Source organism: Micromonospora sp. CPCC 205739 (genome assembly GCF_036906795.1).
Lineage (GTDB): Bacteria > Actinomycetota > Actinomycetes > Mycobacteriales > Micromonosporaceae > Micromonospora.
In genome coordinates this window covers 53,162-70,846 of sequence record NZ_JBAKHS010000022.1, presented here as the reverse complement: position 1 = coordinate 70,846, position 17,685 = coordinate 53,162, and the positions used below count along the sequence as shown (strand labels likewise).

The window sequence follows — 17,685 nt, the reverse complement described above, 5'->3', positions numbered from 1 at the left end:
GAGGTTCCGTGTTTGCCACCGCGCTGCGCGACAACGCCGAGCTGCGGGGGCTCGAGCCGCACCACGCCGAGGAGTTCCTGGCCCACCTGGACCGCGCCCGCACACACATCGCACCCTGGGTGGGCGCGAGCTTCGTCGCCTCCGACCTCGACGCCGCGCGAGCGGTGCTCCAGCGCTACGCGGACGGCCAGGCCGCCGACCGGCAGCGCCTCTACGGCATCTGGCTCGACGACATCCTGGTCGGCGGCACCATGTTCGTCAGCTTCGACACCGCCCTCGGGGTGTGCGAGATCGGCTGCTGGCTCGAACCGGCCGCGGAGGGACAGGGGCTCATCACCCAGGTGGTCCGCATGATGATCGACTGGGCCTTCCACACACGCGGCCTGGCCCGCGCTCAGTGGTGCACCCTGCCGGACAACACCCGCAGCATCAACGTGGCCAAGAGGCTTGGTATGAGCCTTGACGGCACGCTGCGGCAATACAACCCGGGCGCCGACGGGCTTCGGCGCGACAAGCAGGTCTGGTCCGTGCTCGCCACCGAATGGCCTGAATCCACCCACCCAGGAGGGGGTGCCGACGTCAAGGCCGAGCTCGACCATCTGATGCGCACCTTCCTCGGCGCGTTCACCAACACCGGCGGCAACGGGCCGAACGTCGACGTTGTCCGCGAGGTGTTCATTCCGCAAGGAACGGTCATCATGAACGTCGGCACCGAACCCGTGATCTACGACCTCGACGCGTTCATCGCGCCTCGGAAGAAGATCCTCACCGACGGGACGTTGACCGAGTTCTCCGAATGGGAAGTCGCCGAGCGCACCGAGATCTTCGGGTCGGTCGCGCACCGGTTCAGCCACTACCGCAAGTCCGGTGTCCGCGACGGCGCATGGTTCGAGGGCGCCGGCCACAAGACCACCCAGTTCGTCCGGACGCCCGACGGCTGGAGGATGAACTCGATGGCCTGGGACGACTTCCGGTAAGGACCCCACCTGTCCGTCACCGCGATGCGGGGTCCCCGCAAGGCGTCGCGGCACAACGCCAGGCCGGGAGAGCTCTTATACGGGCCGGGCCCGCCCTACTACGCCGTCATCAGATCGCCGCCGCCAACCGCCAGCACGCCCGACCAGTCGCCCTACTCAGCATCACCGACGACTCTGCCGGGGCCCTGGCGGGCGGCGTAGATGAGAGGCCGCCGCTGGAGTAGCCATGTCGCGACCCATTATCAGGGACGCCTATGTCTCACGCCTTCCCGGCGTCCATGAGGGCGTCGATCAGCGCGCGCAGTGCGGGCTGATCGAGTGAGATCTCCCGGACTGCGGCGTAGATCGTCCTTACCGGATCGGGGCGGCGGACCGGGCGGATGGTGACGCCGGGGTGGCGGGTGCTCAGTCCGAGTCGGGGGATGAGGCTGATACCGAGGCCGGCTGCGACGAATCCCTGAGCCGTGGCGTAGTCCTCCGATTTCGCCACGAAGTCCGGAGTGAAGCCCGCCGCGGCGCAGGCGTCGATTATGGGCTCCAGGCAGGGGCCGGGCGGTTCGCTGCCGACCCAGGGTTCGCCGGCGAGGTCGGCCAGGTCGATCACCCGTTGCACGGAGAGCGGGTGTCCGGTGGGCAGCACGGCCTGGTACGCGTCGTCGAGCAGGTGCACCACGCGGATGCCCTGGCGCCTTTCGTCGCTCGCTCGGCGGACCACGATGGCCAGGTCGGCGTTTCCTTGCTCCACGTCCGGCATTGGATCATCCGGATCGGTCAGCTTGGGGTCGATCGTCACGTCGGGGTGCTCGCGCCGGAGTCGGGCGAGGGCGGGTGCCAGCAGGGTCGGGCCGACCGAAGCGAAGTAGCGGATCGTCAGCCGGCCTGTATGCCCCGCGCGCAGATCGGCCAGCGCGGTCTCGGCCTCGGCGACGTGCTGGCTGATGATGGCCGCGTGCTTGGTGAGCAGTCGGCCCGCCGCCGTGGGCTGCACACCCCGGCCGACCCGTTCGAGCAGCGCGATCCCGGCTTCCTTTTCCAACGCCGCCACCTGCTGGCTGACGGCGGAGGGGGTGTAGCCGAGGTGCGCCGCCGCCGCGGTCACCGACCCGCTGGTGACCACCGCCCGCAGCACCTGCATCCGCCTCACGTCAATCATGCAGCAAAGCTTAACGTACCTTCGTAACCTTTTGCTTGTTCTTCCGAATCGGGTGCGGCACCGTTCATGGCGACGGACCAAGGAGATCAAGGGTGAACAGTGTCGTGGGCAGGACATGGGCGTGGGCGCGGGTGGGCGTGCTCGCCCTGCTGTGGGGATCGACCTTCTTCTGGATCGAGCTGGCCCTCGACGCCCTGACTCCAGTCCAGGTCACCCTCAGCCGGTGTGTACTCGGATCGGCCGCTCTGCTGGTCGCATGCCTCGGCTCGGGTCGACGGCTGCCTCGGGGTAAGGCGATCTGGGGTCACATCGTCGTGGCCGCCTTCTTCTGCAACGCCCTGCCGTTCGCCATGTTCAGCATCGGCCAGCAGACCATCGACTCCGGGGTGGCTGGCGTACTGAACGCGACGACCCCGCTGTGGTCCCTGCTGATTGGCGTCGTGATCGGCTCGGAGCGCGGACTCCGGCCGGTCCGGCTGGGCGGACTCCTGCTCGGGTTCGTCGGGGTCGTGCTGATCTTCGCTCCGTGGCAGACGACCGGGCCGGTCGGGTGGGGCGCTCTTGCCATCGTCGCCGCGGCGGCGAGCTATGCCGTCGGTTTCGCGTACATGGGCCGCAACCTGGTCGGCAAAGGCATCCCCACCATCTCGCTGTCCGCGGCGCAGCTCATCGCGGCAACCGGCCTGACCGCGCTGACCCTGCCCGCCGGCGGTTTGACATCGATCGAGATCGGCCCGAAGACCCTGATCTCCGTCGTGATCCTGGGCATCGTCGCCACCGGGATCACCTTCCACCTCACCTACCGGATCATCGCCGCCGAGGGCGCCACCAACGCCGCGACGGTCGGCTACCTGCTGCCGGTGGTCTCAGTAGCGCTGGGGGCTGTCGTACTCGACGAGGGTTTCAGCCTCCGGATCGCCACCGGGATGGTGGTCGTGCTCGCCGGGGTCGGCCTGACCCGTCGACGCAAGCGGCCGCTGTCGGCACCGGGGTCGGCGGAAACCCCGGCAGCGCAGACCGGGCCGAGAGCCTGACCCGCATTCGCGAAAGAAAGAACAGGACGTATGACAGTGACTGACGGTAAGCACGACCCCCGCTGCATCGCTGCCCGCGCACTGCATCGTGATCGGTGTCGCCAAGGGTTCCAAGGGGCCGGTGCTGGCGCCCGGGGCGGAGGCGGTGGCCGAGGCGTTCGACGGCACGCTGGCCGCGCTACTCGGCGTGACCGGTGCCGAGGGCGAAGCGGTCAAGCTTCCCGCACCCGCCGGCACCGAGGCCGGGCTGGTCCTCGCAGTCGGCCTCGGCGACGTCGCCAACGACAACAACGGGTACGACGCGGAGGTGCTGCGCCGGGCCGCCGGGGTGGCCGCCCGGACTCTGGCCGGCGCCGGGACGGTCGCCGTGGCGCTGCCAGCCGGGACCGCCGAGGCCGTGGAGGCGGTGGCACTGGGTGACCTACTCGGCGCGTACAGCTTCACCGCCTACCGCACCACCCACCACGCCACGGCCCCGGTCCGCGAGCTGGCCATCTTCGCGAACCGCGACGGCCGGACGGACGCCGAGGCCGCCGTGCGACGCGCCGACATGCTCGGCCAGGAGCTGAACCGGGCCCGCGACCTGGTCAATACGCCGGCCAACGACCTGTACCCGGAGAGCTTTGCCGCCGCCGTGATTACGGCCGGCCGGGAGTACGGGCTGGCGGTCGAGGTGCTCGACGAGGGGGCGCTCGTGGCGGGTGCCTTCGGTGGCATCCTTGGTGTCGGGCAGGGCTCGGCCCGACCGCCGCGGCTGGTGCGGATCGCCCGCAACCACCCTGAGGCGAAGGCGAGTCTCGCCTTCGTCGGCAAGGGCATCACCTACGACTCGGGCGGCATCTCGCTGAAGCCGGTCGGCGCCAACGAGATTATGAAGCGCGACATGTCCGGCGCGGCGGCCGTGTTCACCGCAGTGCTGGCCGCCGCCCGGCTCGGCCTCCGGGTCAACGTCACCGGCTGGCTTGCGCTGGCCGAGAACATGCCGTCCGGCTCCGCCGTCCGTCCCGGCGACGTGCTGCAGATGTACGGCGGCCGGACAGTCGAGGTGCTCAACACCGACGCCGAGGGACGCCTGGTGCTCGCCGACGCGCTGGTGCGCGCGGGCGAGGAGCGACCCGACGCGATCGTGGACGTGGCCACCCTGACCGCGGCCATGCGGTTCGGCCTGGGTAACCATCTCCTCGGGGTGATGTCGAACGACGACGCCTTCTGTGACCGAGTCCTGGCCGCCGCCGGCCGGGCCGGCGAGCGGGCCTGGCCGATGCCGCTGCCGGCCGAGCTGCGCAGCAGCCTGGACTCCCGGGTGGCCGACATCGCCAACTACGGGCGCAGAGTGCACGTCGTTCGAGTTCGGCCGGACCCTGCGCTCCTGCGGTGTCCTGGCCTCGATGAGCTCGGTCGCCGACTGCTACGACAACGCCATGGCCGAGACATTCTTCGCCACTCTCAAAACCGAACTGGTCTACACCCGCGCCTGGCCGTCACGACACGAACTGGAGATGGAGGTCTTCTCCTACATCGAAGGCTTTTACAACTCTCGCCGCCGGCGCAACCGTCTGGGTAACGTCAGCCCCGACACCTACGAAAAGATCCACCGAGAGCCCCTGACACACATCGAGGTGTCCGGCCGATAGGGGTCACCTCAATCCGGGTTGGGTCCTCTCTCGGCAGCGGCTCATTGCTGCCGGTCGTCTGCAGGAGAGCCGACCACCTCGAGGCGTTCGAAGATGTAGTAAACGGGGACAGCGCCGATGATGGCCAGTGCCACCGGCGGGCTGACGAACGCGACGGCGACCGCGGCCAGATACAGGACCGACGCTGCCCCGAATCGCAGCCGCGCCTTCCAACGGGCCCGCTGCGGCAACGGCTGCTTTAGCCGCCCGGAACGCAAGGTCCATTCGAAGATCCCGGCGAAGCTGAGCCCCATCCCCATGAAGGCAGCCGCATACAAAAGCACCGCCACCCGAGCGTCCTGCCCGCCCAGCGCGAGGTACTTGGCCACCGTCGCCGTATCTACCGGGATGAGGACGACGAACAGCAGCAGGACGAGGTTGAGGAGGGCCAGGGTTCGGTCGACGACGGCGACGTTCTGGACGAGGGCGTGATGGTTGATCCAGATGAGACCGATCGTGGCGAAGCTGATTAGGTAGGCGACAAATGAAGGCCAGTGGTCCGCGACTTGATGCAGGAGCGGGCCATGACCCGGGCCGGCCACCGCCAGGTTCAACGCGAGTAGCGTGATCGCGACCGCGAAGACGGCATCGCTGAATACCTCCAGCCGGGTTCGGCTCACTCCACAGTTCTACCGCAACACCGCGACGTGCCGCCGGGATTCAGCCGGGCCAGCTACTGCCGGGCCCGGCCGTCGCAACCCATCCCGGCCTGAGCCGGGACTGTACACATAACGGCTGATCGACCGATCAAGGCAGAGACGCCAGATGACGACCGAGATGACCTCGGGGCAGGAGCCGGCCGGCGGGTCGGTGGGTGCGGTCACGGATGAGCAGTTGATCGCGATGCTGGTCGATCGGGCTCGTGGTGACGGGCTGAAGCTGACCGGCGAGGGTGGACTGCTGCAGCAGTTGACCAAGCGGGTCCTGGAGTCGGCTCTGGATGGTGAAATCACCGACCACGTCGGCTATGACAAGCACGACCCTGCCGGTCGGGGCAGTGGTAACTAATGGCAGCCGGACCAAGACGGTGCTGACCGATGTCGGTCCGGTCGAGGTGCGGGTGCCGCGGGACGCGGCGGGGACGTTCGAGCCGCAGATCGTGCGGAAACGGCAGCGCCGGTTGTCCGGGGTCGACGACATGGTTCTGTCGTTGTCGGCGAAAGGGCTGACGCACGGAGAGATCGCTGCTCACCTGGCCGAGGTGTACGGCGCTGAGGTGTCGAAGCAGATCATCTCCATCATTACTGACAAGGTGATGGACGGGATGGCCGAGTGGCAGAACCGGCCCCTCGACTCGGGGCGGTCTATCCGGTCGTGTTCATCGATGCCATCAACGTCAAGATCAGGGACGGGCAGGTCGCGAACCGGCCGATCTACCTGGCGATGGCGGTCACCGTCGACGGACACCGTGACATCCTCGGCATCTGGGCCGGCGACGGCGGCGAAGGCGCCAAGCATTGGCTGCACGTGCTCACCGAGCTGAAGAACCGCGGCGTGGCCGACGTGCTCATGCTTGTATGCGACGGCTTGAAGGGCCTGCCCGAGGCGGTCGAGACGGTCTGGCCGCGAACGATTGTGCAGACGTGTGTGGTGCATCTGCTGCGCAACTCGTTCCGCTACGCCGCGAGGCAGGACTGGGACAAGATCGCCAAGGCCATCAAGCCGGTCTACACCGCGCCCCCGGAGGACGCTGCCACGGAGCGGTTCATGGAGTTCGCCGACGCCTGGGGCAAGAAGTATCCGGCGATCGTGAAGCTGTAGTCCGACGCGTGGGCGGATTTCGTGCCGTTCCTCGCCTTCGACGTCGAGATCCGCATGGTCATCTGCTCCACCAACGCGATCGAGTCGGTCAACGCCCGTATCCGCAAGGCTGTCCGGGCTCGTGGGCACTTCCCCAACGAGCAGGCCGCGCTCAAGTGCGTCTACATGGCCTTGATGAGCCTCGACCCAACCGGCGCAGGCCGCCGGCGCTGGACCATGCGCTGGAAGGCACCGCTGAACGCCTTCCAGATCGCCTTCGAAGGCCGGCTCACCCCGGCCAACCACTGACCACCTCAACAACCAAGATCAGCCGTTAACTTGACACTCCCTCGCCCAGCCGTGATCACGATCCCCGGCTGGAGTACTAACTGCTGTGCTCGCTTCCTGGAGATCAGCAGGTGGACCGTCAGGCCTGCTCAGACCATGTCCGAGCTGTTCGGTTGCACCTTCGTCCCCTCCGGTTCGGTCGCGCCGCACGTCATGTCACGGGTATGCGAGTGCTTCGACCAGGGCCTTGATGGGCGCATTGTTGGACGTACTGTTTGGCTCCGACGGCGGTGCTCAGACGGTTGGGCCGCCGTGGTGGTCAAGTTTGGCGCGGAGCGTGGCGGCGAAGCCCTCCGCCATGGCGAGCTGGTCGCGGAGGGCGGTGACGCGGGTGACGGCGGCGGTGTGGAACATGGCCAGCCGGTCGAGCAGCGCGTCCCGGTCGCTGCCCGTCGCGGTCTCGAGGCTGTCGAGGACGGTGAGGAGGTCCCGCATCTCGTCGAGGGTGAAGCCGAGGGGCTTCATGCGTTTGACGACGGCGAGGCGGTCGAGGTCGGGCTCGGTGTAGAGGCGGAAGCCGCCCTCGCTGCGCGCGGAGGGCACGATCAGGCCGGCTTCCTCGTAGTGGCGGATGGTGCGGATGCTCAGCCCGACCCGCTCGGCGGCTTCGCCGATCTGCATGAGGCGGCCGGTGGCCGGGCCGGAGGCGTGCTCCGGCCCGGTGCCGCGGCTGGTGGTGGCCATCAGTGGCCGACGCCGAGCTGCCCGGCGAGCGTGTCGTGGATGCGGGCGCTGGGCTTGTTCAGCTCGATGATCTCGACGGTCTTGCCGCGGGTGGCGTACTTCTGCGTGATGGCGTCGAGGGCGGCGACGGAGGAGGCGTCCCAGACGTGGGCGTGGGTCATGTCGATGATCACGTTGTCGGGGTCGTTCGCGTAGTCGAACTGGCTGACGAGGTCGTTGCTGGAGGCGAAGAACAGCTCGCCGTGCACGGAGTAGATCCGGGTAGTGCCGTCCGGATCCAGGACACTGGTGACCTCGACCAGGTGGGCGACCCGGCGGGCGAAGATCACCATGGCGGTGAGAACGCCGACGACGACGCCGACGGCGAGGTTGTGGGTCGCCAGGGTGGTGGCGACGGTGGCGAGCATGACGGTGGTCTCGCCGTACGGCATCCGCTTGAGCGTGGCCGGTGCGACGGAGTGCCAGTCGAAGGTCGACACCGCCACGATGATCATCACGGCGACCAGGGCGGCCATCGGGATGACCGCGACCACGTCGCCGAGCGCGACGACCAGGATCAGCAGGAATACGCCGGCCAGGAACGTCGACAGCCGGGTGCGGGCGCCGGAGGCCTTCACGTTGATCATCGTCTGGCCGATCATGGCGCAGCCGCCCATTCCGCCGAAGAACCCGGTGACGATGTTGGCCACGCCCTGGCCCCAGGACTCGCGGGTCTTGCTGGAGGGGGTGTCGGTGATGTCGTCGACCAGCTTCGCGGTCATCAGCGACTCCATGAGCCCGACCAGCGCGATGCCCAGGGCGTAGGGGGCGACCAGGGCGAGGGTGTCCATGGTCCAGGGGATCTGCGGCAGGCCGAGGGTGGGCAGGCTGTCCGGCAGCGCGCCTTCGTCGCCGACGGTCGGCACCGCCACGCCGGCGATCACGGTGACGATGGTCAGCACGACGATCGCGACCAGCGGCGCCGGGACGGCGCGGGTGAGCCGGGGGAGTCCGACCATGATCGCCAGGGCGACGGCGACGAGCGGGTAGACCAGCCACGGCACGCCGAGCAGGTGCGGAACCTGGGCGGCGAAGATCAGGATCGCCAGGGCGTTGACGAAGCCGACCATGACGCTGCGCGGGATGAACCGCATCAGCTTCGCCACCCCGAGCACCGCGAGCAGGACCTGGATCGCGCCGCCGAGGATCACCGCCGCGATCAGGTAGTCCAGGCCATGCTCCTTGGCCAGCGGCGCGACGACGAGGGCGATGGCGCCGGTCGCGGCGGAGATCATCGCCGGCCGGCCCCCGCAGATCGCGATGGTCACGGCCATCGTGAACGACGCGAACAGCCCCACCCGGGGATCGACCCCGGCCAGGATCGAGAAGGAGATCGCCTCCGGAATCAGCGCCAGGGCGACGACGAGACCGGCGAGGACCTCGGTGCGGAACACCTTCGGCGACAGCCAGGAGGGGCGGGACACGCGCGGCCGGGAGACCGCGGACAGCACAGAAGACATACAGCCAGTTCCACTCGGGCGCCCCTCGGACGCGCACACTTCCAGCCCTCGAATCGGGGCAGCCCAGCTACTCACAGATCGGCGACAGCCGGCCCCGAGGGCGGCATCGCCCGGATGCGTCACGTCCGCCGCAGGAGGCCCTCGGCCTCACCTCGACGACCGGCACCGAACCTACCCTTCCGTTAGGGGAGAGTCCGCCGAACGTGGTGATCATCACCGTGCCGCTCTGGCTTCCGGCAACTTCCCTGAAGCGTCGGCGGAAAGTCCTCACGGCGATGCCGGGCGTCGATCCGCTTCCTCCGGCAGAACCTCGGTGACCAAAACGGATGTGTCGCCGGGGTGCGCAGACGCGCGGCGACCTCCGCCGCGTCCAGCAGCGAGGGATCCCCGTCAAGCCCGGACCCGCCCGCCACGCCACCATTCTTCTGCGCCTGCGATGTCAACCGCAGCGGTAAGGGGAAGATCCCCCACTTCCTGACGATCTCGAGCCGAAGGATCTTGTAGTCGCCCGCCCTGCCGACCTTGTTGCCTCGCGAACCCGTCACCGCGACAATGGCCCTGATGGCTGCCGCTGCGGCTGGCACCCATTGACTCCAACGCTCTTCTGACCCAAGACGCGTCGCGCGTGAGCCGGGAGTCGGCGTTCCGCTGCCGGTGGAGCGGTCATTGGCCACTAACAGGCCGTCGCTCATCAGACGCGGAACTCGTTCGTCCAAGTCACCCAACAGGTCCCAGGGCCGTGGGTCCGCCCTCTGGTCGGATCTCGCCGATCGCAGCAGTAGGTGCCGGTGTGCCGGGAAGACTGTTCCTCATTGACCCTGCCCGGAGGTGCCGCATGCCGACCCCGCCGGCCAAGACGCCGATCGAACTGGTCGGACGAGGGACCTGGCCCGAGGTACGCCGCATCGGAGCGATCCTACGTACCGACACGGTCGGCGGTGCCCTCCTGCTGGTTGCGGCGATCCTCGCCATCATCTGGGCCACCACCCCCTGGCACGACACCTACCACCAACTGCGTGAGTTTCAGGTCGGCCCGGCCAGCCTGCACCTGGACCTGACTCTCGGGCAGTGGGCGGCCGAAGGCCTGCTCGCGATCTTCTTCTTCGTCGCCAGCCTGAAACTCAAGCGGGAGTCCATCGCCGGCGACCATGCGCGATGTCCGGCTGGCGGTGCTGCCGATCGCCGCCGCGCTCGGCGGGATGTCGCTCCCCGCGCTGATCTACCTGGCGATCAACGCCAGGTTCGATGACGGAGCGCTTCGGACGCCACCGTGCGGTTGCCGACCGAGGCGGAGGTGTAGCCCGAACCTGCGCGCCTGCGCCGACCGCCGTCGGGCCCGAGTAAGACCCGCCGAGGCGCTGCCTCAGGCTGTGCCCGCCCTCGCCTTCAGGACGCGTCCCGGTCGTCAGTCGATCGGTGCGGCCGATCAGGTCAGATAGGGCTCCCCACCGGCTGCCCGTAGTTGTTGTCGCACCGTCGATGGTGCGTGGCTCAGAACGATGTCCGTGCCCTCCCGAGATGCGGTCCGTATCACTGCGAGCACTGCCTCGGCGGTACCCGGCTCCAGGTCCAGCAGCCCGGACAGGTCCACTTCCATGCGCCTCGGGCGGTGTGCGCGTAGCAGGTGGCCGACGGCACCGGCGAAACTGCTGATGTCGGTCCGACCAAGCGAGCCACGCAATATCAGCACCACGGCGCCGGCGGCCCTGATGGTGGGCGTGATCGACAGTGACGACATCAGCATCCTTCGCCGTGACGGCTGTCCCAGGCCCGGACGAGCGGGCAAGCAGGGACGACGGGCGTGGCACCGGAGGTCGCCACCTGGCCAGCCGGGGTGATCCTCCGTAAAGGGCGAGGAGTCACCGGCGGCCAGGACCCCGAACGAACAGCGTCAGCGCGTTGCACACGTCGACGACGCCGGGAATGTCCCAGGCCAGCTCCGCGGCGGCCCGCCGGGTGGCGTGGTCGGCGACCAGGCCGGTCAGGATGACCACTCGGTTCTGTACGGTCACCGCGATCTGCTGCCGGCGGGTGGACCAGTCGATGCTCAGCCGCTGGGCAACCAACGCCGCGAGGCGCAGGTCCTCGTCCAGCGGGTGGTCGGCGCTGGGGAAGGGATTGTGCTCGGGATAGGGCCAGGGCATCACCGTGCCGCCTCCGTCGTCGGGGCCAGCGGGGCCGGCCGGGTCTGTGCCCCGACTGCTCGGGTGCAGTGTCGGAAGGCGGCCGTACGGGTGGCAAAGACGGGGAAGACGTGCTCCAGTCGCATGGTGTGCAGCACGGTCAGGACGAACCGGGAGGGCGCTACTAGACACAGCGCTCTCCCCTCTTGCCGTGCGTCCTGGTGAGCCCGAACGAGCAGGCCCAGGCCCACGGAGTCGATCGTGGCCACCTCGCCCAGATCGACGAGCACCTGCGGGCCGAGGGTGAGCGCCTCGGACAACGCTTGCCGCACCGACTCCGCCACGTCCACCTCCGCAATCGGCCGATCTTCATGCTCGTCCAGGTCATCGATGCCCAGTGGGTTCCTCAGCTGCGACTGACTGCCGCTGAGCTGAGGGCTCAGGGAGCATCGGGGGCAGTGGTGCGGTCCCGAGGCGAAGGCTGAGCCGGTCCAGCCGTTGTCGAAGACCAACGTCCAGACCACCTCGGCGTCGGGCAGGACATTGGCCGTGCCGGTGACCGTGTCACCGCAGCCGTCGCAGATCATGCTCATCTGGTTCTCCGCTGGTACAACCGTCATGCCTGTCCTTTCACCGGCCGACCTCCCCGCATCCGGCCGCCCTTGAGGTCTTCGGGTCGGTCGACCGGATGACCCGTCGTGTCCTGCGTCCGCCGGCGTCCGGCGGTAACGACCCCGAGGACGACCGCGGGAACGGCGAAGCCCACCTGGGCCACCAACCGGTGCGGTGCCCACTGTTCGACGTCGACGCCGATCAGACGGGCGGTGACGGAACCCAGCAGCGCCGCGGCCACGCCGAGCGCAACGGTCAGCCACACCGGAGCGGCCTTCGGACCGGGCAGGACGAGCCGCCCCACCAGGCCGATGCCGACACCGACGCCCAGAGCGCTGAGGAGGGCGCTGACACTCACGAATCTCTCCTCTCCGTCACGGTCAGGACGCTGCCGGGGTGACCCGCGCCCGCCCCCGCACCGAGCCCAGCGGGCCGGCGGAGGTCCGGCCTCGCTGCGGCGGTGGCGGCGAAGGCGACGCGACGGTCCCCAGCGCCTCATTCAGGTGGGCGATGTCGAGGATCCGCCGTATCCGCGGATGCGGGGCACGCAGGGTGAGCACACCACCGCCACGGCTCAACCGGCGTTGGATGTCCAGGAGCAGGCCGATGGCCGCTGCGTCGATGTGCCGGCACTCGGACAAGTCGATCACCACCTCCGCTGGCTGCAGGGACAGCACCCGGTCCAGAACCGCGCCGACCTCGGACAGGTTGGGCAGGTCGAGATCCTCGACGATGTCGAGCTCAACTCGGGGCACCCGGTACTCCGGTGGGAGTGGGTGATGGGCAGTCACTGACGGCTCCTCTGGTTCGGTCCGTTGCGTCCGAATCACCCACCACTCTGAGTGCCGATCGTGGAGGTCATTCCGCAGATTCATGACAGTTGCGTGACAAAAACGCCGGTGCCGGCGCTGGGTTGGGCATCCAAGTGCGGACCAGGGATGATGCCGCTATGACGGCCGTACTGGTGATCGAGGACGACGACCGGATCCGGCTGGCGCTACTGCTCGCGCTGGAGGAAGAGGGTTACGCCGCGTACGGCGCGGCGAGCGCCGAGGAGGGACTACGGCGGCACCAGCAGGAACCTGCCGACAACATCCTGGTCGATCTGATGCTGCCCGGACTCGACGGATTCGAGTGCATCCGGCAGCTGCGCCGAGACGACGACGTACCCATCGTGGTGGTCAGCGCCCGGGACGACACGCACGACATCGTGGCGGCGCTGGAAGCCGGCGCGGACGACTACGTGATCAAGCCGGTGGCGATCAAGGAGCTATCAGCCCGCCTGCGGGCCTTGCGCCGACGGGCACGGGCTGCGTCCCCGGTGTCCGTCCAGGTCTTCGGTGATCTGGAGATCAGCGCCGAGGCCGGCGAGGTGCGGGTCAGTGGTCGTCCGGTCGCCTTGACCAGGACGGAGTTCCGCCTGCTCTGCGAGCTGGCGCTGCACGCCGGCAAGGTGCTGTCCCGCCAGCAGCTGCTGCAACGCGTCTGGGGCTACGACACGGGCGACGAGCGGCTGGTCGACGTGCACGTCGGCCGCCTGCGGCAGAAGATCGAGCAGGATCCGGCCAACCCCCGGCACCTGGTGACCCTCCGCGGTCTCGGCTACAAGCTGCAGCGATGAACCGGCTCGGACTGCGAACCCGAGTCACCGCCGCGTTCGCCGTCGGCGCGTCGCTGCTCGCCGCCACCATGGCCCTCTTCTCGTACGACCTGACCCGCCGCTCGTTGCTGGAGGAGCGCGAACGTACCGCCGTGCGGGCGGCCTTCTTCGACGCGGCGGTCGTCCGGTCCGGCCTGGACACCGACGCGCCCGACATCGCCGCGGTGCTCGGCTCCCTGGACACCGGCAGCACCCGGCGACCCCTGTTGCAGCGCGACGGGCGGTGGTATGCGCGGAGCGCCGAGATCGGCGGGAGTTCCATTCCCGATGACCTGCGGCGCACGGTCGCCTCTGGTAGGCCCGCCGTTCAACGGGTCCGCTCCGACGGCCAGCCCGTCCTGCTCGTCGGTGTGCCGCTCTCGTCGGCGGTCAGCTACTACGAGATCACCTCACTTCGCGAGGTCGAGCAGACCTTTCAGCTGGTCGCGCTGACCCTCACCGCCGTCGCCATCATGGTCGCCGGCTCGGGCGCCGCCCTTGGTTGGTATGCCACCCGGCACAGCCTGCGCCCACTGACGGCAGTCGCGGACGCCGCCGAGCGGATCGCGGCCGGTGACCTGGACACCCGGCTGAACACCAGCAGCGACCCGGACCTCGCGCGCTTCTCCACCTCCTTCAACCACATGGTTGAGCAGTTGGCCCGGCACCTGGAACGGAACCGGCGCTTCGCCGCCGACGTCAGTCATGAACTGCGCTCGCCACTCCAGACCCTCGCGGCGGCGGCGAGCGTGCTGCAGCGTCGTCGGGAGCACCACGACGAGCGGACGGCGATGGCGGCCGGTCTGGTCGCCGATGAGATCAGCCGCTTCCAACGACTGGTCGACGACCTCATCCAACTGGCCCGCACCGAGCAGCCCGCGAACCGGGAACGCGTGGACGTCGCGGACCTCTCCAGGGAGGTCTGCCGCAATCAGGGACTGCCGGAACGCTTGGTGCAGGCGTCGTCCGCCGGCACGGTCTGGCGGGTCGACCGCCGCCGGGTGGTGCAGATCCTCCACAATCTCGTGGAGAACGCCGTCCGGTACGGCGGGGGACCGGTCGCAGTTCGCCTGAGCTGCGGCGCCGACGGCACCGGGGTCATCGAGGTCGACGACGGCGGGCCGGGGGTGCCCGTGCAGGACCGGGAGGTGGTGTTCGACCGGTTCGTCCGCGGCCGGGCGGCGCACGCCCGCGCCGGCACCGACGGAACAGGTCTCGGGCTCGCGCTGGTTGCCGAGCACGCGGCAGCGCACGGCGGTCGAGCGGTCGTGACCGACCGTCCCGGCGGCGGCGCCCGGTTCCAGGTGCTTCTGCCGGGATGTGTCGGATGACGTACCGATGGATGATCATGGTCTGTGGGGTCATGCTCGCCGCAGGGTGCGGCGTACCGGTCGACGATGCTCCGCGCCGCGTGTCGGCACCGCCCGGCCCGTTCGCCGCGCCGCCCGCCGGCACCGCCCCGACCAGCGCCGGCCGGATCGCCGAACCCTTCTGCTTCGTGCGCGACGATCGCCTGGTTCGTGTCGTTCGGCCCGTGGACTACCTGCCCGACATCGCGACTCACCTGGGTCACCTGCTGGCCGGGCCTGCGCAGGCCGACCGGGACGCCGGGCTGAGCAGTGCGCTGACCGGTACGGCCCTGCAGGTGGGTGCCCGGCTGACCGGCGGCATCGCCGAGGTCGAGGTCGCCGGAGCAGCCGAGGACAGCGGGCGCAGCGATGAGATCCTGGCCTTCGGCCAGATCGTCTGCACGCTCACCAGCCGCGCCGACGTACACGCCGTCTCCTTCCGTCGCGACGGTCAACCGCTGGAGGTGCCGCGCGCCGACGGATCACTGACCACGGATCCGCTCGGAGCGGCCGATTACCGACCGCTGATGGCCTCCCGTTGAACGGCACAGCCGGCACCCGACGCCAGCTGCCGGTTCTCGGGCTGATCGACCTGCCCCGCCGCGAGGTGTCCGTACTGACGGAGGTCACCGTCGGTGCGTCCTGCTTCACACACCTTCAGGTAAGGAGCTTGGGAGTGTTCGCGGCGTCGCGGTGGACAGGCGGGCGGAGGAAGGGTGGCTGATCCAGCAGACGCGTGACGGGCGTTGCCGGCGGGCGGTTCTACGCCTCACGATGGCTGGCGAACGCCGGTTCAGTTGACGATAGCCGTCGTCGAGGTCCAAGGCCTCCTGGTCTTCAACCTCCTGCCGCGGCACAGCCCGTCGAGCGCGGCGAGACGCTGGCGGGCAGTCGACCGGCCGCCTGGGGATTCGTCCGATGTCAGCTCTTCGCCGCCGGCCTGCTCGGCCTGCTCGGCGGAATGGAGAGCGGCCCGGCCGGCGGAGCCTGACCGCCTCACGCTGGTGGCTGCCACCGCCGCGCGTCAGGTTGTCAGTGGCTGTCACCGGTTGGGCGATAGCCGACGCCTGATCGCAGTCCGGTGGGCGGGAAGCGCGACGGTCGCCAGGTCGCGGAGTACGGCGTCCAACAGTCGTGCCACGCGCGGCTGCTGACCGGAGACGAGTCGGATGTCGTCGACGATCATGGCCAAGAGAACCTCGTACGGGACTCCGCTGACCCGGATGCGGACCCGGTCCTCGTCGTCGCGGACGACGTGGACCGGGTCGGCGCGGGTGGCGAGTCGGCGGAGAAGGTCGTGTGCGCCTCCTGCACGGCCCGTACGGCGGTGGTGACGTCGTTGACCGCCGGGGACAGGGCGCGTTCGGCGATGTCGGCCAGCTGGCGAAAGCCGAAACCAAGGTCCTGCCCCGGGGCGCGCTCCACGCCGATGATCACGCCCTGATTGACTCGTTCGGCAGGGACCGTGCGAGCCGTGCTGCCGGCGATCTGGTGTACGCGCACCAGGGGTGCTCCCGCGACGACGAAGTCACCGGTGCGGGGACGACGGTGAAGGCGCAGTCGTACTCGCATGCCAGTCCAGCGAGCAGAGCGAGATCGACATTTCCGGGAGAGGACGACCTCCGCTCGCCCGCCGGGATGCCGATGATGAACAGTGGACGCGCGACACGCCCGGTGACGTGTCCGGTGGCGTAGGGTGAGAAGCGCAGTAGCCGCCCTGGTCCCTGGTGGTGCCCTGATCGCAGGCACACCACCAGGAGCGTCGGATGCCTGTCCCGCCCAGCTACGTCGTACCGGGCCCGGAGTCCGTCAACGATCTCGTCCAACGGATCGCCGACCGGGACCAGGCCGCCTTCCGCCGCTTCTACCGTCTTCTCGTCCGTGCCGTCTTCGCACAGGCCTGTGAGAGCCTCGGCAGCCCGGCGCTCGCCGTGGCGGTGACCCGGGCGGTGTTCGTCGAGGTGTGGCGGCTCGCGCCCAGGCCCGACTCCCGCCGACTCGACGGCATCGCCTGGGTGACCGCGATCGCCGCCCGCCGCGCGGCGGACCGGCTCCGCGAGATCAATGGTCCGGCGTCCTGCATCCCGACCGGCTATGACGATCTCCTGGGCCGCGAACTCGCGGTGATGCTGAAATCGGAGCGGCCGGCCGGATGACCAGCGGGTCCGCGGGCCGGCGTCATCCGCGGTCAGCTCACCGGCATCGGCGCGGCCCCGGGTTCGGGCTCGCTGGTCACGCGCCGAACGTCCGGCATCGGCGCGGTCTCCGAGACCCGGGTGCGGTCGGCGACGGCCGGTGCCGGCGCGCTCGGCGCGGCGTTCGCGTTCGGCCTCTGCCTGGCAGGACATGGACCGTTTCATGGATTCGGGCAGGGCGACGTCCTTGACCTCGACCCGTTCGACCTTCTACACCCCACGGCCCTTCGGCCGGTGTGTCGATGATGTTGGTGAGTTCGGAGTTGAGCTTGTCCCGGTCCGAGAGCAGTTCGTCGAGGTCGGCGCGGCCGATCACCGCGCGCAGCGAGGTCTGGGCGACCCGGGAGACGGCGTAGAGATAGTTCTGCACGTTCACCAGGGCGTTGACGGGGTCTACGACGCGGCAGTAGACGACCGTGTCGACGCGAACGGAGACGTTGTCACGGGTGATGCCGTCCTGGGCGGGAACGCTGAGGGTGGTGATCTGCAGGTTGACCTTCACCAGCCGGTCGACGCCGGGAACGATGAGGGTCAGGCCCGGGGTGCGGCTGCCCTCCTGCACCCGGCCGAAGCGGAAGACCACCCCGCGTTCGTACTGCTGCACGACGCGCACCGCGCGGGCGACGGTGATGAGGCCGATGATGCCGATCGCCAGGATC

General features: G+C 69.2%; 18 protein-coding genes and 4 pseudogenes. 11 read left to right on the top strand and 11 right to left on the bottom strand.

Annotated features, from left to right (window positions below):
* Window positions 1-8: 8 nt before the first annotated feature.
* A pseudogene (locus tag V6U88_RS25265) lies at window positions 9-545 on the top strand (GNAT family N-acetyltransferase); the annotation flags it as partial.
* A 691-nt stretch (window positions 546-1,236) separates the two neighbouring features.
* Here the strand turns inward: V6U88_RS25265 and V6U88_RS25260 are convergent.
* Entirely contained in the window at window positions 1,237-2,112 is an 876-nt protein-coding gene (locus tag V6U88_RS25260; RefSeq protein ID WP_334456730.1) for a LysR family transcriptional regulator, read from the bottom strand.
* A 110-nt stretch (window positions 2,113-2,222) separates the two neighbouring features.
* On the opposite strand from V6U88_RS25260, the gene V6U88_RS25255 reads away from it, so the two are divergent.
* From V6U88_RS25255 to V6U88_RS30380, 3 genes and pseudogenes are all read left to right on the top strand, one after another.
* On the top strand, window positions 2,223-3,164 hold the full coding sequence (locus V6U88_RS25255; protein ID WP_334456697.1) for a DMT family transporter: 942 nt from the start codon (window positions 2,223-2,225) through the stop codon (window positions 3,162-3,164).
* Between the two features lie 40 nt (window positions 3,165-3,204).
* Window positions 3,205-4,488, top strand: a pseudogene (locus V6U88_RS25250) (leucyl aminopeptidase); the annotation flags it as partial.
* 64 nt (window positions 4,489-4,552) lie between these two features.
* A complete protein-coding gene (locus V6U88_RS30380; protein WP_442934691.1) occupies window positions 4,553-4,798 on the top strand; it encodes an IS3 family transposase in 246 nt (81 codons plus the stop codon).
* Window positions 4,799-4,839: 41 nt separating this feature from the next.
* Here the strand turns inward: V6U88_RS30380 and V6U88_RS25245 are convergent, their stop codons facing one another.
* On the bottom strand, window positions 4,840-5,457 hold the full coding sequence (locus tag V6U88_RS25245) for a TMEM175 family protein (RefSeq protein WP_334456695.1): 618 nt from the start codon (window positions 5,455-5,457) through the stop codon (window positions 4,840-4,842).
* A gap of 223 nt (window positions 5,458-5,680) precedes the next feature.
* Between V6U88_RS25245 and V6U88_RS25240 the strand changes: the two are divergent.
* Window positions 5,681-6,886 (top strand): annotated as a pseudogene (locus V6U88_RS25240) (IS256 family transposase).
* Between the two features lie 273 nt (window positions 6,887-7,159).
* Here V6U88_RS25240 and V6U88_RS25235 read toward each other — a convergent pair.
* Together V6U88_RS25235 and V6U88_RS25230 are read right to left on the bottom strand one after the other, a co-directional pair.
* Window positions 7,160-7,609, bottom strand: coding sequence for a MerR family transcriptional regulator (locus V6U88_RS25235; protein ID WP_334456693.1), 450 nt, complete (start codon window positions 7,607-7,609; stop codon window positions 7,160-7,162).
* Window positions 7,609-9,108 (bottom strand): SulP family inorganic anion transporter, encoded by a 1,500-nt coding sequence (locus V6U88_RS25230; RefSeq protein WP_334456692.1) that lies wholly within the window; start codon window positions 9,106-9,108, stop codon window positions 7,609-7,611. The genes V6U88_RS25235 and V6U88_RS25230 overlap by 1 nt, the downstream gene beginning before the upstream one ends.
* A gap of 835 nt (window positions 9,109-9,943) precedes the next feature.
* On the opposite strand from V6U88_RS25230, the gene V6U88_RS25225 reads away from it, so the two are divergent.
* On the top strand, window positions 9,944-10,357 hold the full coding sequence (locus tag V6U88_RS25225) for a Na+/H+ antiporter NhaA (RefSeq protein ID WP_334456690.1): 414 nt from the start codon (window positions 9,944-9,946) through the stop codon (window positions 10,355-10,357).
* Window positions 10,257-10,547 carry a Na+/H+ antiporter NhaA gene (locus V6U88_RS30375; protein ID WP_334553366.1) on the top strand — a complete coding sequence of 97 codons (291 nt, stop codon included), beginning with the start codon at window positions 10,257-10,259 and terminating at the stop codon, window positions 10,545-10,547. Before V6U88_RS25225 ends, V6U88_RS30375 begins: the two co-directional genes overlap by 101 nt.
* On the opposite strand, the gene V6U88_RS25220 is transcribed toward V6U88_RS30375, so the two are convergent.
* From V6U88_RS25220 to V6U88_RS25200, 5 genes are all read right to left on the bottom strand, one after another.
* Window positions 10,535-10,846 carry an STAS domain-containing protein gene (locus V6U88_RS25220; RefSeq protein WP_334456689.1) on the bottom strand — a complete coding sequence of 104 codons (312 nt, stop codon included), beginning with the start codon at window positions 10,844-10,846 and terminating at the stop codon, window positions 10,535-10,537. The two genes, V6U88_RS30375 and V6U88_RS25220, sit on opposite strands and share 13 nt — an antisense overlap.
* 121 nt (window positions 10,847-10,967) lie before the next feature.
* A complete protein-coding gene (locus tag V6U88_RS25215) occupies window positions 10,968-11,252 on the bottom strand; it encodes a BON domain-containing protein (protein WP_334456687.1) in 285 nt (94 codons plus the stop codon).
* On the bottom strand, window positions 11,252-11,851 hold the full coding sequence (locus tag V6U88_RS25210) for an STAS domain-containing protein (protein ID WP_334456686.1): 600 nt from the start codon (window positions 11,849-11,851) through the stop codon (window positions 11,252-11,254). The genes V6U88_RS25215 and V6U88_RS25210 overlap by 1 nt, the downstream gene beginning before the upstream one ends.
* On the bottom strand, window positions 11,848-12,201 hold the full coding sequence (locus tag V6U88_RS25205) for a hypothetical protein (RefSeq protein WP_334456685.1): 354 nt from the start codon (window positions 12,199-12,201) through the stop codon (window positions 11,848-11,850). The genes V6U88_RS25210 and V6U88_RS25205 overlap by 4 nt, the downstream gene beginning before the upstream one ends.
* Window positions 12,202-12,223: 22 nt before the next feature.
* Complete coding sequence (locus tag V6U88_RS25200; RefSeq protein ID WP_442934690.1) at window positions 12,224-12,634, bottom strand: STAS domain-containing protein; 411 nt, start codon at window positions 12,632-12,634, stop codon at window positions 12,224-12,226.
* Window positions 12,635-12,792: 158 nt separating this feature from the next.
* Between V6U88_RS25200 and V6U88_RS25195 the strand changes: the two genes are divergently transcribed.
* Genes V6U88_RS25195 through V6U88_RS25185 form a run of 3 tightly spaced genes read left to right on the top strand, consistent with a single transcriptional unit; the run spans window position 12,793 to window position 15,373 of the window.
* A complete protein-coding gene (locus tag V6U88_RS25195; protein ID WP_334456683.1) occupies window positions 12,793-13,464 on the top strand; it encodes a response regulator transcription factor in 672 nt (223 codons plus the stop codon).
* Window positions 13,461-14,813 carry a sensor histidine kinase gene (locus V6U88_RS25190; RefSeq protein ID WP_334456682.1) on the top strand — a complete coding sequence of 451 codons (1,353 nt, stop codon included), beginning with the start codon at window positions 13,461-13,463 and terminating at the stop codon, window positions 14,811-14,813. The genes V6U88_RS25195 and V6U88_RS25190 overlap by 4 nt, the downstream gene beginning before the upstream one ends.
* Window positions 14,810-15,373: a GerMN domain-containing protein gene (locus V6U88_RS25185; RefSeq protein WP_334456681.1), complete on the top strand. Its 564-nt coding sequence runs from the start codon at window positions 14,810-14,812 to the stop codon at window positions 15,371-15,373. The genes V6U88_RS25190 and V6U88_RS25185 overlap by 4 nt, the downstream gene beginning before the upstream one ends.
* Before the next feature lie 640 nt (window positions 15,374-16,013).
* Here the strand turns inward: V6U88_RS25185 and V6U88_RS30370 are convergent.
* A complete protein-coding gene (locus V6U88_RS30370) occupies window positions 16,014-16,403 on the bottom strand; it encodes a DUF2254 family protein (protein ID WP_442934689.1) in 390 nt (129 codons plus the stop codon).
* Window positions 16,404-16,597: 194 nt separating this feature from the next.
* Between V6U88_RS30370 and V6U88_RS25175 the strand changes: the two genes are divergently transcribed.
* Window positions 16,598-16,987, top strand: coding sequence for a hypothetical protein (locus tag V6U88_RS25175; RefSeq protein WP_334456734.1), 390 nt, complete (start codon window positions 16,598-16,600; stop codon window positions 16,985-16,987).
* Between the two features lie 153 nt (window positions 16,988-17,140).
* Here the strand turns inward: V6U88_RS25175 and V6U88_RS25170 are convergent.
* A pseudogene (locus V6U88_RS25170) lies at window positions 17,141-17,681 on the bottom strand (SPFH domain-containing protein); the annotation flags it as partial.
* Window positions 17,682-17,685: the final 4 nt, after the last annotated feature.